This window comes from Methanomicrobia archaeon, assembly GCA_016930255.1.
GTDB lineage: Archaea > Halobacteriota > Syntropharchaeia > Alkanophagales > Methanospirareceae > JACGMN01.
The window spans coordinates 1-14,215 of sequence record JAFGHB010000010.1 but is presented as its reverse complement, the minus strand read 5'-3'; the positions used below and the strand labels follow the sequence as shown (position 1 = coordinate 14,215).

Below are 14,215 nucleotides of genomic sequence, written 5' to 3'. Positions count from 1 at the left end.
GTTCAACACTAAAAGGTATCATAGAGGGATCAAAGCCATACCAGCATCACTTTATACCGGGTAGTTTCAAAGTTTACTTAACACTATGATGAAATGTGCTAATTGAAATTGTCTTCGTCTATCCAAACCAGCTGAACCTGAGAAGCAAAGCTACATGGAAGAAGTGAAAACTAAAAGACTTTTTCAGCTTCTCTTCTACCCTTACCTCACGGCTCTCGCAGGTTTCTCAGTGTCGCCAGAATCAGTTCAGGCAGTGCGGGATGGATATGCATACCCTGAGCAAGTGCCATATAATCTTGACCTTGCGCCATCACATTAACAACCTCCTGGATGAGTATCGGCGCGTACGGCCCGATAATATGAAACCCGAGTATTTTTTGGCTGTCTCTATCCACGATCGCCTTGGCAAAGCTGTCTGTTTCCATCATGGCTTCGCCCTTTGCCACCTCTGAATAGTACGCTTTCCCCACCTGGATCTCATGCCCTTTTTTAGCTTCTTCTTCGGTCAGACCGACCGATGCAATCTGTGGATGCGAGAAGACTGCATGGGGCGCCGCGCGATAATCCATCTTCACTTTTGTCTCGGCTTCGGTGTGATTGGCGTTGTGCCACGCCACCAACGCCTCACGATTGGCCACGTGTCGGAACATGTGCTTCCCAATCGCATCTCCCACCGCCCAGATGTTCGCTTTGCTCGTTTCGAGATACTCGTTAACGTTTATGAAGCCTCTTTTGTCGGTTTCCACACCGGTTCTTTCGACCGCTAAGAGATCGGCATTCGACCTCCTCCCGGTCGCGAGCATAACCTTATCCGCGACGAATTGCTGCTCTTCTCCGGTGATTTTATCCATGCCGATAACCGCATAACCCTCCGTCTCTCTCCGCACTTCGGATACCTCGGTGTTGGTGTACACGTTCATGCGCTTCATCAGTTCAGTGGTTAACAACTCAGCTATCTCCGGCTCCTCATTAGGTACCAGACGGTCACGTCGCTGCACGATGGTCACATCGCTGCCCATAGCGGCGAAGAAATGGCCGTATTCCGCGGCGATGTAGCCGCCGCCGATTATGATCAGGCTCTTTGGAGCCTTCTTAAGACCCAGAACCGTTTCGTTGGTCAAATAGTCAATGGTGTCGAGGCCCTTGACCGGTGGGATTGACGGCCTCGCGCCGGACACGATATAAATCTTCCGCCCTTTTAGCTGTTCTCCTGCGACCTCCATAGTGTAATCGTCGGTAAAATGCCCTTCCGCCTCGTAGAAATCCAAATTGCGTGTCCGCTTTATTCCAGCCCTCATCTGGTCCTGGCCTTCCTGTACCGTCCGCCTCATGCGCTCCAGGATCGCATCGCAATCAATCGAGCTAATTGCCGCATTGATCCCTAACTTTGCGGCTTCCTGGATCTCCACTATTCTATCTGCCGGATAGATCAGCATCTTCGAGGGTATGCAGCCCACGTTCAGACACGTGCCGCCCAGCGGTCCTTTATCCACCAACGCGACCGTGAGACCCTGCAACAAAGCGCTCTCTACAATGAGCATTCCCGCACCGGACCCGACCACGATCACATCATACTCCTTCATACGATCACCTCCTTCCTTCCTTTGCTTTGCTCCACCTTATACGTTCTGAACCGGTCGATCAGCTCAGCAATTGTCTGCTGTTGGGGGAATCCGAGCTCAGTTAACTTACCGTCAAAGATCTCCGCTCTGAAATAATCGCCGAAGAGTTTCTGCGGTTTTTCATCTCGATAAAGTATACCAATAGGAATTCTATCGCGCCCTTCGGCTGCTCTTTTCAGCGCTTCTTCCTTATTGTGGGGATTGTACTCAGGGGGTAATTTATAGATCCGTTCCTCATACCAGCTGATCGGATGCGTCCCCCAGGTAATGCAGGGCTGAATCACATCCACATACGAGAACCCTTTAAAGCGAAGCGCCTCAACGAATAGGTCGCTCAAATGGTCGATCTCTCGTGCGTATCCCCGGGCAACAAACGGGCATCCGTGTAGGAGTGCTAGTGCCAGCGGCTGCAGCGGCGCGAGTTCCACACCCTCAAATTGAAGTCTCGTTTTATCGCCGGAATCGGTCGTTGGAGAAGCCTGGCCTTTTGTGAGTCCATAGATCTGATTATTGTGCACAATGAGCGTTATGTTCGGGTTTCTGCGGAACGTGTGTAAGAAATGGTTCCCGCCCTCACCGTAGCAATCACCATCCCCGGTCACGACGACCGTGGTTAATTCCGGATTGACAATGTTAATGGCCGTCGCAACGGGGAGCGCTCTCCCGTGAAGCCCATTGAAGAAATTGCACTTCAAATAGTGTGGCAGTTTTGCCGCTTGCCCGATGCCCGAAACGAGACAGAGCTCTTCAGGTTCTTTAGCCAGCGTTACCAATGCTCGCTTCAGCGCAGTCAGTATCCCGAAATTCGGGCAGCCAGGACACCACTGGTTCTCCGCATCGCTCCGATAATCTTCTACTTCAACCATGCTCAACCAAACACCTCCATTATGTATTCATGATCTAACGGCAACCCGTCATAGCGAGCTATCGTGCTCGTCATCTTCAAGCCATACTCGCTCCGCAGCAATCGCCCGAGTTGGCCGGTCGCGTTACTTTCAACGATGTGGTAGTTCTTCTCCGCCGAAAATGCGTACTCTGGAAGCGGCCAGAGTTCCGTGAAATGAATAGCTCCTACCTTAGCATCCTGCACTCTGAGCAGATTCACAGCCTCGAATACGGCGTTCCGCGAGGAACCCCAACTGACAAAGACGTCCTCGGCATCGGTAATATTGTTCTCTTCCGGCGGCCGTATCTCCTTTCTGAGGAGTTCGAATTTCTTGAGCCGTTTCTCCACCATCCGGTTCCTGAGCGCCAGGTCTTCGGTGATATGACCGTCTTCATCGTGCTCATCGCTATCGCAGCAGACCAGATGCTGACTCTGCCCCGGATAGAGTCGCGGCGAAATTCCCGTCTCTGTCAATCGATACCGCTTATAAACTTCCACATCGTTTGGATTAGCCAGGTAGGACTGATTTGCCACTGTATCGAGTGCAAACTCCTCGAAGGTGCACTGCGAATCCGCAAAGAACTGGTCAGTCAGGAGAATGGCCGGGGTCTGATATTTATCCGCTAGGTTGAACGCGCGGACAATCTTCTGAAAGGCATCGTGCGGGTCCGAGGGTGCAAAGACAAGTTTGGGAAATTCTCCATGACCGGCATTGATTGCGAACAGCAGGTCGCCCTGTTCCGTTCTCGTGGGCAGACCAGTTGCCGGCCCGGGTCTCTGACCCAGCACGATGACCACGGGCGTTTCGGTCATCCCGGCAAGGCTGATTCCTTCCACCATGAGGGCAAAGCCGCCCCCCGAGGTAGCAGTCATCGCCCGTACCCCGGCGTAGCTGGCACCGATCACCATATTGATCGCTGCTATTTCGTCCTCTGCCTGCTCGGTGAATATCTTTAGTCGATCCTTGTGCTTTGCGAGGAACGTTATTATTCCTGTCGAGGGAGTCATGGGATAGGCGGCGATGAAGCGACATCCGGCAGCCGCAGCGCCCAGTGCTAATGCCTCATTTCCTGCAATGAGATACTGCTTCTGCGCTCTGTTCGGCAGTATCCAGGGGCATATCCCCTTACAGCGCTTCTTTGCTAAGGTATAGCCCGCTGCTGCCGCTGAGAGATTCGTGCTCACTACGTCCGCCCCTTTCCTTGAGAACTCATCTGATATGACTGCGTTGAGCGCTTCGAGCTCGATTCCCAGGACTGCGGTCAATGCGCCTGCTGCCACCGTGTTCGCAAACAGCTTGTTCCCGAACTCTTCTTGCGCTCTGCTTGAAAAGGGCACGGTTATCACGCGATCGCCCGTCTCCGCTTCGTCGACGAGGATCCCGTCTTCCTTGAGCAACGGACGATATTTCTCTCTGGATTTGGTATCCAGCGGCATGAATACATCCGCCTTGACGAGCGGACAATTTGCCGAGAAATCGCTTACGCGTACCCAGTAGCTATTAGAGCCACCACGAATCCTCGATTCATAATCCTGCCATGAGAAGACGTAATACCCGGCTCCTGAAGTCGTCCTCGCGAGAATATCTCCAATTGTTTGAATTCCCTGACCTGCAGCGCCCGAAACCAGAATCGTTATATCAATCATTTCTGCCTCCCACCTTTATCATGAAATACCTCCTCCTTTCCAGATGTTCTCTCCCTGCCCCTCACCGCTTCAACGGGGACTTCACGGTTGGTTCGTATTCATCCTGCCCTTACTTATGGAGGAATCATACATCAGATTAGACCCACCAGTGCACTTCCGGACAGTAGCGTGATGAGCATCAGAACCACCGTGATCCGACCTGACCAGCGATGGATCGCACGTATTGTCGCTCGGCGATCCGTGACTTTTAACTGGGCATACCCCAGTATGGGCGTCATAGCAACGAAAATGAAGGTAATAGCACCCAGATAGGTGTGGGGGACTCTGAAATGGATTCCCGTTGATTGGGATACTATAAAGATGGCAGTAAAAAGTCCGGCAAGAGCACATAGCGATCCAAGGACCCCTAGTGGTTTATGTGCCTTCAACCACCACGATCGCGCCTTGAGATACCGTGCGACGAGCATACCAGTCATCATCAGTATGAATCCGAGCGTCATGAGAAGTGCATGATACGGCCACAGAGCAGGAACTGCCATGTTAGATCACGCTACCTATTCTGTTCTTCTCTTTACATTATCGCAGCCGCTATTTAAGGGTTTCCACTCTATGCGAAGGTTCTCGCCACTCATAGTGAGTGTACCTTTTGGAATCCAAATCTTGTGTCTGTCTGAAACGCCGTCCGAGCCAGTTTTTATCTCTGTGGGAAATCATCTTTTAGCGAGGTACGCATGCATGGGGATGGACTGTGAGCTTATCAAGCAGGGATTTGAGCAGGGAAGCTGCCATGTTTTCGATTTTTCGACGGGGACGTTCATCTAGTCGTGCACACGCAGGAAGACTACGAGACGCTAGAGGAACTTGTTGGCCGAGGACGTTTATAAAGCGCAGTTTATAAAGCATCCGCTCCAATTTATATGCATAATGATCTCGCCGGTGGGTGGAGAGGAGGAGCTACGAAGGAAAGATGACGAGGCGTATAGTACGTGGTTGCGAGCTGCAGCGGATGAAATAGCTGAAACGCTCAAGACGCTCGATCCGCATCGAATCACTCAGCTTATTCACTGTTACGACCAATACCGCGATCGCCCCGCTTCTCTGCACGTTTCGCTCAACGCCGACGAGGAAGAAACGATCAAACGACTCATCGGCAGCGATCGCCTTCAGAACATCGTGCTCTTAAAAACGAAAGCGCTTATTTTCACGCCCTCTATCTTAGCACCTCAGGCGGGTTCGTTAGACTACGGCACGGCAATGTACCGCCGATATTCGCTTCACGGCCTCTGGATTTCCGTTATCGCCGTGAACGAGGCATATCTCAAGGCTGCAACCAAGTCTATGCTGCACTACATGCTTGAACACCAGCTCGCCCAAGGCGAAATCTACGCGGATTTAGCCGTGCACGACGTTAAAGAGCTAAGCACGGAGATGAAAGGCGCGGTCCACGAAGAAGCGCGGATGAAAGCAATACAGTGGTCGGGCATTTCGTCTGAGGAAGTGGAACGAGAGCGGCAATTGATTATTGAGCTTTCGTCACAGCACCCCCTTGTCCCCGTTCATTTCGCGTCGGCGTCACTGTTCAAATACCTCGAGGAGAATTGGGCGACGCTAGAGCAGTATGGGATGGCCAGTCGGAACGAATCAGAGAACGCATTGGAAGTTCCCCTTGAAGAACTCGCGGCATGGGCTGATTCTGCTATCAATTTCTTTACGCTTTTTCTCAAGGAGCTGAAACGGGAAATCACCATGACCGGCGCGGAATACGGTGTCGAGATCGTATAACGCACGTTTTTAACGATAAACTTTTCTTTAGTGACGGTGTCTTTTTTAAAAAGGTTCACTTATGCTGCGAATAACATTTCTGGGAACAGGAGGCTCGACGCCAACGCCGAACAGGACTCCCTCTGCGATAGCGATGAATAGGAAGGGTGAGTTGCTGTTGTTCGATTGCGGTGAAGGTGCGCAGCAACAGATGATGCGCGCAAAGACCGGTATGAAGATCGCAGCGATCTTCATCACGCATTTCCATGCCGACCACGTGCTCGGCATACCCGGTCTGTTACAGACGATGGCGTTGCAGGGACGAGAGGAGCCGTTAGAAATCTACGGCCCGCGATACGTGGATAAATTCCTGCAGCATCTGCTCGCTTTGGGCTATGCTGGCCGAAGTTTCGAGGTGAGAGCAATAGAACTGCAACCGGGCGACGTTGTTCGCAGAAACGGCTATACGATACGGACGGTAAAAACGGAACATAACGTGGTGAGCATCGGCTATGTGCTGGAAGAGGATATGCGCCCCGGTAGGTTTAACCGAGAACGGGCGATCGAGCTTGGCGTAAAGCCCGGCCCGCTATTCGCCAGACTGCAATCCGGGCGTTCGGTTATCGTTGATGATACGGAGATACAACCAGAGCAAGTCTTAGGCCCGCCGAGACAGGGCAGAAAGATTGTTTATACCGGCGATACGAGACCCTGCGAGAGCGTGATCGAGGCGAGCAGGGACGCGGATTTGCTCATACACGATAGCACGTTATCAGAAGAGACGCAGGAATACGCGATTGATTACATGCATTCCACCGCTTTGGAGGCGGCAGAGGTGGCAAAGCAAGCGGAAGTGAGAAAACTTATTCTTACGCATCTCAGCGCGCGATACTCTGATTTAGAGGGTGCACGCAAGCTAAAGGAAGAAGCGCGACAGGTGTTCGAGAACACCGATGTGGCAAGCGACCTGATGACAATAGAGGTTGGGTATCGAGATGAATAAGTTCTTTTCTGAAAGTTTGCCGAGATAAATGTCTTAGTTGTAGTAGACAAGAAAAAGGGAAAAATGCTTAAAACCGGGTACATAACGCTTTATACCAAATTTTTATGGTTAAGGCTCCATTACTCAATACGGGATATGTGATTTCTACATAATGTGGGATAGACTATTTAAGTATGAATTGAATAGTGTGTAACATGAGCAATTTAGATGAATTGAGAAAACGGATCGCTTATTTTATCGATCCACAAAATGGCGAGTTTGAAGATGATGACTTATTAGAAAAGGCAACACTAATACTGAAAAAAACTCCAGCTTATAGAATATATGGATTATTGGGAGATGCAATTCTTAAAGTGGTGGTTTATGAAGAATTACTTAGGGAATCTGAGCCTCTACTTCAGGGTGAAATGCATGAGATTAACAAAGGCTCTGAAATGAATGATGTTTTAGGCGAATTTGGAGAATCAAAACTTGCTCTTAGTAGATATATTGATGTTACAAATCCTAGTGTAAAAGAGCACCCAGAAAAGTCTCTTCCCCTGTATGCTAATGTGTTCGAGGCAATAGTAGGGGTAATATTTTTAAAATACGATTATGAGACAGCAAGCACATTTTTGGAGAACATAGGTTATAAAAAATTAATTTATGAAAAGACAGACTTGATCACACAAGAGATAAATGGATAATTTGTCTGGACATATTTAATTAATACCAAAATAATGTGGGATAAATGACAAAATAGCTGATGCGCATGTTGTAGAAAAGTAAAAGCCCTTCCTACGATTCGTGGATGCCTCGGACTTTCAGTCCGAGCGTGGTGTGGTTGAGATTATTTTCTCGTCTCTACTGACAGTTTAACCGGGAGTGAGGAGAGTAAGCCCCCTTCTGTTTCGGCAGCATTTATCTACGCGCCTTTCTCAGGCTTGCACCCACGAGGATGGTCGTTCCAGCCGTCACCATACGACTTCCTCCTTGCGGAATCATCACGTTGGTATGGCACGGTCTCGTTTCTATACCAGAGCCAAGACTCTCGCCTTACGCCCTCTCGGCGTTCGTGTCCTTACTTACGGTTGGTGGGGGGACTTTCCTCAGTCTCCTCAGTAACTCGAGGAGACCGGCAGCTGCCCTTCCTCTCTCCCTCTACTATTATGTATGATAGTACGATTTATTCTTTTCCGGTTAGTTAGCTTATCGTCTGATGATTGGAATAATGTCTTCCAGACCCCTACTCTCACCGCTATTCAATTGACCTACTCTCGCTGTGCGCTCCTCGTATAGCCCGCCGAACGTCCATTTCGGCTCCACGCCGGTCATTATCGCCGTTACCTTCGCCTTGCCGTTGTAATCATCGTTAATTCGCGCGCCCCAGATCACATTTGCCTCGGCATCCAGCTCGTAGGTCAGTAACTCGACGATGTCATTGGTCTCCTTCATCGTGAGGTCCGAGCCGCCCGTTACGTGTATAAGCGCGCCTTTTGCACCGCGATAGTCCGCCTCTAACAGCGGATGACAGAGTGCTTCTTCGACAACTGCTTCTGGCTTGTTCTCCGACTTACCGGTAGCACCAACGAGCATCACGGCAACGCCGCCTGCCTCCATTACCGCTTTGAGGTCCGCGAAGTCGAGATTCACCAACGACGGCTGTGTTATCGTCTCTGTTATACCCTGTATCGTTTCCGCAATCAGCATATCCATCGTTCTAAAGGCGTCATTCACCGGCAGATTGCCCGCGTACTTTATCAGCTTGTCGTTCTCCAGCACGATCACGGTATCCGTGGCCTCGCGCAATCGCTGTATCCCTTCCGCAGCTCTTTTCCTCCGTATCCGCTCCGCTTCAAAGGGAAACGAGACCATTGCAACGACGATTGCACCTTCTTCCCTTGCGATCTCAGCAACGACGGGTGCAGCGCCCGTACCCGTACCGCCACCCATGCCTGCAGTGAGGAAGACGAAGTTTTTACCTTTTACCAGCTCTCGTAGCTTATCCTTGTCCAATTCCGCGGCTTTCCGTCCCATATCTGGAGAGCCTCCTGCGCCTAGACCTCGAGTAAGTGACTTCCCTATCAAGATCTTATTTTCACATTTTATCGAATCCAGGTGCAGCTTGTCCGTGTTAACAGCGATCCGGCTCACGCCGGTTAACCCGCCCAAGTATTCCAGCCGATTCATAGAATTGTTACCAGCTCCACCGACACCAACGATCGCTAACTGCGGCACTCCAAACAACTCATCATCTGTTGGTCCCTTCATTATCTCCTGCGAGTATCCAAACATATCTCCTATCTTATCCCCCTTATCTCTTTCGCTATTTTCCCACATCTTGTAATCTCCTTCTAATGCAGGAGGGGTTATATAAACTTTTCGCTTGGAACGGTACTCGGTATCCCTGCCCAGCGAACCCATGAAAGGGCTAAGAAAGCGCATTATAACATTATGCACGTTTGGAGGTGTTATCTGTGGTTATAGCTACTATGGCAGAGAATTTCCACTGCAACCGTGTAATCGTGCAGTGCAACCAACACCTGTGGCGATACAGCGGTAGGGGAAGAAGCGCGGGGGATTGTTATGCTATGACGTACATACCCGCCACCATAAGGGTCGGTGAAACGAGATTGTAAATCTGTCGCGGATCGTCGCCAAGCATTGCTACAGCTTTCACTACTTCTTGCATGTTGCCGACGATCATCGCACGCTTAACGGGGAACAAATCGCCGTTTTTAATGCCAAAAGCGTTCTGCGCAACGACGGAAAAATCGCCGGACGCCCGTGACGCGGTATGTGCACCGATTACGTCGTTAACGAAGAGCCCGTCCCGTAGCTCGCCGATAATCTCATCTTTAGAGGTGTTTCTGCCTTCTGTACTTCCTTTTATAATGAAATTCGTTGCGCCGGGCGTTGGTAAACTGTCAAAGCCCCTCAGCGCGTTACCGGTGCTTTCCACATCGTCTTTGTGGGCGGTGTACGAATCGTAGAGGAAATTCTTGAGCACGCCTTTCTCCACCAGAGTCGTTGGCTGTGAAGGAACGCCCTCGCCATCCATCCTCCGGCTGTTAACGCCTAACGGCATCGTGCCATCGTCAACAATGGTGAGCATCTCGGAAGCCACCGTCTCGCCTTTTTTGCCGTGATAGGGCGATTGTTTCCGCTGCACGTTCTCGGCGCTCAGTTGCGGAATCAGGGTGTACGCGAAGAGGCTTTGTACTGCTCTCGGCGCGAAAACGACCGGCAGCGCCTTTGTTTGTATCTGCGTGCCGCCTAAGCTCTCGACGGTTAGCTTCACCGCCTCCCGGCCTATCCACCGGAAGTCGATATCATCGAGCATCCGACTCACCGTGCTCTCGTAGCCCGCAATTTCCTCACCGCCGCGACCCTCGCTCGCCACGACGGCTATCCCTGCGGAGACGTACGTGCCGCTATCCTGCGTTTCAATACCCTCCGAATTCACAAGGAAGCTCTCGTCAAAACCCGCTGCGAAGCTCCCTTCCGTCGGCGCGCATTCCACACCCTTCCTCACCTTGTGCTCTTTCATGCCTGCAAGCATCTCTTTGCAATACGTTATCGCATCCTCGCTCCCACGCTCACCGCCCAGAAGGTCGACTATCCGTGGATCAAACGTCTTTTCAGGCTCTTTGTAACGTTTTGACTGTTCTGCCGCGGGTGCAGGCAAGCCAGCGAAATCGGCATCGGGCTCGGAGACACGCGCTTGTTTTATCGCATGCAGCACGCACTCCTCTAGTTCAACCGTTTCCAATGCCGTCGTATGAGCGAAACCTATCTTGCTCGCAATGACAACGCGCACGCCGATTCCCGTGCTCTTTACATGCTTCACCTTCTTCACTTCTTCGCGTTCAAGCTCGACGCTTACTACATCGCCTCGCTCTCCATAGATCTCTGCCTGGTCGCAGCTTTGCAATGCCAGTTTCAGTCCTTTATGCATAATATCAAACATTTCCACTTTCTCCTCCTATCCCTATAACGTCGCCAACAGGCGCATTCGTGCGTGTGTGGTCGCAGTAGCCATTAAGCGGTATTAATCTATCAAATTGATTAATCGCGTGAACTCCTTCACCTAATTATTAGTGGAAGACGTATATTTAAACAAACAGCATGGTAAACCGCGTGAAAGAAGGCGAGCTTGTGCATCTGCTAGACCGAAAAGGCCGGAGATATACTCTTTCATTAAAAACAGGGGCCTCGTTCTCGTTCCGCCACGGCACCATCGTACATGACGAGATAATCGGGGTGGAGGACGGGAGCGTGGTGAAGTCGAATTACGGTGAGAAGTTCCTGGTCTTCAGACCGACGCTGGCCGAGTATATAGCGAAGATGCGGAAAGGTTCGCAGATAATATACCCAAAGGACATCGCGGCTATTTTGATGCTTGCCGACATCTTCCCCGGTGCGACGGTGTTGGAGGCGGGGATAGGCTCAGGAGCGCTGACAATGGCGTTGCTCCGTGCTGTTGGCCAAACGGGAAAAGTAATCTCATACGAGCGGCGAAAGGACTTCGCAGAGGTCGCACAGAGCAACATAGAGACCTTCTTCGACGCGGTAGCGAATGCGGGAAGAGTCGGTTCAGGCGAGTTGGTAGTGAAGGATAAAGACGTTTACGAAGGCATCGGGGAGCACGATTTGGACCGGATAGTATTAGACCTTCAAGAGCCCTGGCGAGCGCTGAAACATATAGACGGATCGCTAAGGAACGGTGGAATCCTCCTCTGCTACAACCCTACGGTGCTACAGATCTATAAGCTTGCGAAACGGCTGGAGTTGAAGTATGCGGAGAGCTTTCGTCTTATAGGAATACATGAGCTTAGTATGCGCGGCTGGGAGGTAAAAGGGAGAAGTATACGGCCGGAACACCGCATGGTCGCTCATACGGGTTTTATCCTCGTCGCGCGGAAATTTACTGCTGCGGACTGAAAGCTGCTGTAAACGCGCTCTTTGAGTTCAGCCCCGTCGTTACAGAAGAACAGATGGCTGGTACAGGAGCAATCTGAGCAGCCAAATTTGGGAATGGACTCTAACTGCTGATTCAGGTTCATGGCGATTTCGCATTCTTTTCGCGCCTCGGTTTCCGCGCATACCACTTCCTTTAGCTCCACTGCAGGGCTCGCGAGAAGATAATCGATGTGCCAGTGCAGCTTCTTGTTGTTGCCAAGGTCGCGCCGGTGCCTCCCTATCCGCTGCTCTAAGCCTGCAAGTGCCGAGCCAACATAGGCGTAAAAGCCTTTTTTAAACGGTATATGTCCTATTCTGCCTATTCTCAGCTCCGTATCTACATGGTTCTCGATAATGAGCACGTAGGTTCCTTTCATAGCGCCCTTCCCGTTGCTTAATTTGTTGATCTCAAGAAGGTGAGGAAACCTTATAGTATTTTTATTATCAACGTTAGGATAATGTGTGGTGCGGTCATGGGGAAAGAGCGAATAGAGGAGCTAAAGGGGAAGAAGAACGCGATTATTTTAGCGCATAACTACGAACGAGCGGAGGTGCAGGATATCGCGGAGTTTGTTGGGGATTCCTTAGAGCTTGCACAGAAAGCAATGGATACAAATGCGGATATAATCGTCTTTTGCGGCGTAGATTTCATGGCAGAGACGGCAGCAATATTAAATCCTCATAAGAAAGTTATTAATCCGGATGTCTGTGCGATCTGCCCGATGGCGCAGCAATTGCCACAGGACTTTCTCCGTGCGGCGAAGCGCGCGCATCCCGATGCCAGCGTGCTCCTGTATGTGAACACCCTTGCGGATAGTAAGGCGCTTGCTGACTGCATCTGCACCTCGGCGAACGTGCGGGAAGTCGTTCGGGCAATGGACGCTCAGATCATATTGTTTGGGCCGGATCGCAACCTGGCGTATTACGCGCAGAAGAGCACGACGAAGAAGATCATTCCCGTGCCTGAGCACGGCAATTGCCCGACGCATCATCAAATCTCGCTCGAAGACCTCGTGAAGGCGAAGGAAGCGCATCCAAAGGCGAAGATACTGGTTCATCCCGAGTGCGTCCCTGAGGTGCAGGACCGAGCGGATTACATCGCGTCCACCAGTGGTATGGTAAAGATAGCTAAGGAATCGGATTACGAGGAGTTTATAATCGGTACTGAGATCGGACTTTTGCATCGGCTGGAAACAGAAGCGGCGGGCAAGAAATTTTATCCTGTCTCTAGCACTGCGGTCTGCCCGCAGATGAAGATGTGCACGTTGGAGAAGATAGAGACAGCGTTAGAGCAGGAGCAGCCCGAAGTCGTGCTACCCCCCGAGATCATGGAGAAAGCGCGAAAACCCATCGAGCGGATGCTCGCCTTATCTAACTAACTAGTCTCTTGTGTGCCTGTTTCCGAACGCTTAGCCTCACTTCGGGATCGTGAAGCACCGTGTGCAGTACGCGTCAGGACGGGTGCACAAAAGATCCAGTGCCCCTGCCTTGAGTTCATTTACAACCCCTCATTATGCGCAATTTTTATATAGTTTGCGGCCTTAGGTACCTATCAGAGTAGGGTGAGGTGATATAATAACTAGGAGGTGAAAAAAAATGAGTGCTAAAAAAGAATCACATTTTGGACGTGTTGCCGAGCTTGAGGAGAAGAAGAGAGAAGAAGAAGTGAAAATAACAGAAGAGATGGAAGATGTTATTGCAAAAACGCACAGTTGGGTGATAGCAACGGCTACCGAGGAGGGAATACCAAATGTCGTTCCGATGGCCTATGCGAAAGTACTCTCAAAGAACCAGCTCATACTTGGCGATTTCTATTTGAATAAGACCAAAACGAACTTACTTACCAATCCGCATATCGCGGTTTCGGTGTGGGATCCCGAGACCAAAAAGGGGTACCAATTTAAGGGTACGGCGCGAATCGAGACGTCTGGCGCGATATTCGATGAAGCAGTAACGATGACTCGACAGAAGGGTGCCAAAGCAGCGCCGAAATCCGCAGTGGTCATTGATGTACGAGAGATTTATGTAATTACTCCGGGTGCTGACGCAGGAAAGAAGGTTGCTGGCGCCGCAGTTTGGTAACTAATCCGTTTTAGAAGACCAGGGACTCGTAACCCGTGAACGCGAGGTGAGCGATACCTCTCGTTTTCATTTTTCGATAATTTTTTTCCGTCTCGCTTTTTTATCATTTGTGAATTATTATCTTGTACCACGGTGAGAGCATCATGCTATTTAAGCATTTCTCTTTTTTCGTTCGTTGTAGAGTACGATTATTATTTCGTTTCATATTTTTGACGTTACTCATGCTACGTGTCCTCCTTCAGGAACAGGCCGAGAATCGCTTCTGGAGGCGAT

13 protein-coding genes and 1 other RNA gene are annotated in these 14,215 nt (G+C 50.6%); 6 read left to right on the top strand and 8 right to left on the bottom strand.

Annotated features, from left to right (window positions below):
* Nucleotides 1-206 precede the first annotated feature (206 nt).
* The 4 genes from JW878_01625 to JW878_01610 form a co-directional block, all read right to left on the bottom strand.
* Nucleotides 207-1,583, bottom strand: a complete 1,377-nt coding sequence (locus tag JW878_01625) for a dihydrolipoyl dehydrogenase (GenBank protein ID MBN1761764.1) — start codon at nt 1,581-1,583, stop codon at nt 207-209.
* Nucleotides 1,580-2,488, bottom strand: coding sequence for a 2-oxoacid ferredoxin oxidoreductase (locus tag JW878_01620; GenBank protein ID MBN1761763.1), 909 nt, complete (start codon nt 2,486-2,488; stop codon nt 1,580-1,582). The genes JW878_01625 and JW878_01620 overlap by 4 nt, the downstream gene beginning before the upstream one ends.
* A gap of 2 nt (nt 2,489-2,490) precedes the next feature.
* A complete protein-coding gene (locus JW878_01615) occupies nt 2,491-4,152 on the bottom strand; it encodes a 2-oxoacid:acceptor oxidoreductase subunit alpha (GenBank protein MBN1761762.1) in 1,662 nt (553 codons plus the stop codon).
* A gap of 134 nt (nt 4,153-4,286) precedes the next feature.
* Nucleotides 4,287-4,694: a hypothetical protein gene (locus JW878_01610; GenBank protein MBN1761761.1), complete on the bottom strand. Its 408-nt coding sequence runs from the start codon at nt 4,692-4,694 to the stop codon at nt 4,287-4,289.
* Nucleotides 4,695-5,079: 385 nt separating this feature from the next.
* Here JW878_01610 and JW878_01605 point away from each other — a divergent pair, with 385 nt between their 5' ends.
* The 3 genes from JW878_01605 to JW878_01595 all read left to right on the top strand — a co-directional run bounded on the left by JW878_01605 (nt 5,080) and on the right by JW878_01595 (nt 7,605).
* Nucleotides 5,080-5,937, top strand: a complete 858-nt coding sequence (locus JW878_01605) for a hypothetical protein (protein MBN1761760.1) — start codon at nt 5,080-5,082, stop codon at nt 5,935-5,937.
* 61 nt (nt 5,938-5,998) lie between these two features.
* The gene (locus tag JW878_01600; GenBank protein MBN1761759.1) at nt 5,999-6,919 is read left to right on the top strand and encodes a ribonuclease Z; all 921 of its coding nucleotides are present in this window, start codon (nt 5,999-6,001) and stop codon (nt 6,917-6,919) included.
* Between the two features lie 194 nt (nt 6,920-7,113).
* On the top strand, nt 7,114-7,605 hold the full coding sequence (locus JW878_01595) for a hypothetical protein (GenBank protein ID MBN1761758.1): 492 nt from the start codon (nt 7,114-7,116) through the stop codon (nt 7,603-7,605).
* A gap of 176 nt (nt 7,606-7,781) precedes the next feature.
* Here JW878_01595 and rnpB read toward each other — a convergent pair.
* The 3 genes from rnpB to JW878_01580 form a co-directional block, all read right to left on the bottom strand.
* Nucleotides 7,782-8,056: RNase P RNA component (gene rnpB, locus JW878_01590), an RNA gene on the bottom strand.
* A gap of 51 nt (nt 8,057-8,107) precedes the next feature.
* Nucleotides 8,108-9,193: a cell division protein FtsZ gene (gene ftsZ, locus JW878_01585; GenBank protein ID MBN1761757.1), complete on the bottom strand. Its 1,086-nt coding sequence runs from the start codon at nt 9,191-9,193 to the stop codon at nt 8,108-8,110.
* A gap of 289 nt (nt 9,194-9,482) precedes the next feature.
* A complete protein-coding gene (locus JW878_01580; protein ID MBN1761756.1) occupies nt 9,483-10,868 on the bottom strand; it encodes a TldD/PmbA family protein in 1,386 nt (461 codons plus the stop codon).
* Between the two features lie 158 nt (nt 10,869-11,026).
* Between JW878_01580 and JW878_01575 the strand changes: the two genes are divergently transcribed.
* On the top strand, nt 11,027-11,842 hold the full coding sequence (locus JW878_01575; GenBank protein ID MBN1761755.1) for a tRNA (adenine-N1)-methyltransferase: 816 nt from the start codon (nt 11,027-11,029) through the stop codon (nt 11,840-11,842).
* Here the strand turns inward: JW878_01575 and JW878_01570 are convergent.
* Nucleotides 11,794-12,237 carry a DUF123 domain-containing protein gene (locus JW878_01570; protein ID MBN1761754.1) on the bottom strand — a complete coding sequence of 148 codons (444 nt, stop codon included), beginning with the start codon at nt 12,235-12,237 and terminating at the stop codon, nt 11,794-11,796. The genes JW878_01575 and JW878_01570 overlap by 49 nt on opposite strands.
* 81 nt (nt 12,238-12,318) lie before the next feature.
* Here JW878_01570 and nadA point away from each other — a divergent pair, with 81 nt between their 5' ends.
* Both nadA and JW878_01560 read left to right on the top strand, forming a co-directional pair.
* The gene (gene nadA / locus JW878_01565) at nt 12,319-13,239 is read left to right on the top strand and encodes a quinolinate synthase NadA (protein ID MBN1761753.1); all 921 of its coding nucleotides are present in this window, start codon (nt 12,319-12,321) and stop codon (nt 13,237-13,239) included.
* A 217-nt stretch (nt 13,240-13,456) separates the two neighbouring features.
* Nucleotides 13,457-13,942: a pyridoxamine 5'-phosphate oxidase family protein gene (locus JW878_01560; GenBank protein MBN1761752.1), complete on the top strand. Its 486-nt coding sequence runs from the start codon at nt 13,457-13,459 to the stop codon at nt 13,940-13,942.
* The last annotated feature ends 273 nt before the right edge of the window (nt 13,943-14,215 follow it).

Excerpts from the sequence above, each read along its gene's own strand:
- JW878_01595 (MBN1761758.1), top strand. The coding sequence starts at position 7,114 with ATGAGCAATTTAGATGAATTGAGAAAACGGATCGCTTATTTTATCGAT.
- JW878_01575 (MBN1761755.1), top strand. The coding sequence starts at position 11,027 with ATGGTAAACCGCGTGAAAGAAGGCGAGCTTGTGCATCTGCTAGACCGA.
- JW878_01580 (MBN1761756.1), bottom strand. The coding sequence starts at position 10,868 with ATGTTTGATATTATGCATAAAGGACTGAAACTGGCATTGCAAAGCTGC.
- JW878_01600 (MBN1761759.1), top strand. The coding sequence starts at position 5,999 with ATGCTGCGAATAACATTTCTGGGAACAGGAGGCTCGACGCCAACGCCG.
- JW878_01570 (MBN1761754.1), bottom strand. The coding sequence starts at position 12,237 with ATGAAAGGAACCTACGTGCTCATTATCGAGAACCATGTAGATACGGAG.
- JW878_01625 (MBN1761764.1), bottom strand. The coding sequence starts at position 1,583 with ATGAAGGAGTATGATGTGATCGTGGTCGGGTCCGGTGCGGGAATGCTC.
- JW878_01605 (MBN1761760.1), top strand. The coding sequence starts at position 5,080 with ATGATCTCGCCGGTGGGTGGAGAGGAGGAGCTACGAAGGAAAGATGAC.
- nadA (MBN1761753.1), top strand. The coding sequence starts at position 12,319 with ATGTGTGGTGCGGTCATGGGGAAAGAGCGAATAGAGGAGCTAAAGGGG.
- JW878_01560 (MBN1761752.1), top strand. The coding sequence starts at position 13,457 with ATGAGTGCTAAAAAAGAATCACATTTTGGACGTGTTGCCGAGCTTGAG.
- JW878_01610 (MBN1761761.1), bottom strand. The coding sequence starts at position 4,694 with ATGGCAGTTCCTGCTCTGTGGCCGTATCATGCACTTCTCATGACGCTC.
- JW878_01620 (MBN1761763.1), bottom strand. The coding sequence starts at position 2,488 with ATGGTTGAAGTAGAAGATTATCGGAGCGATGCGGAGAACCAGTGGTGT.
- ftsZ (MBN1761757.1), bottom strand. The coding sequence starts at position 9,193 with ATGTTTGGATACTCGCAGGAGATAATGAAGGGACCAACAGATGATGAG.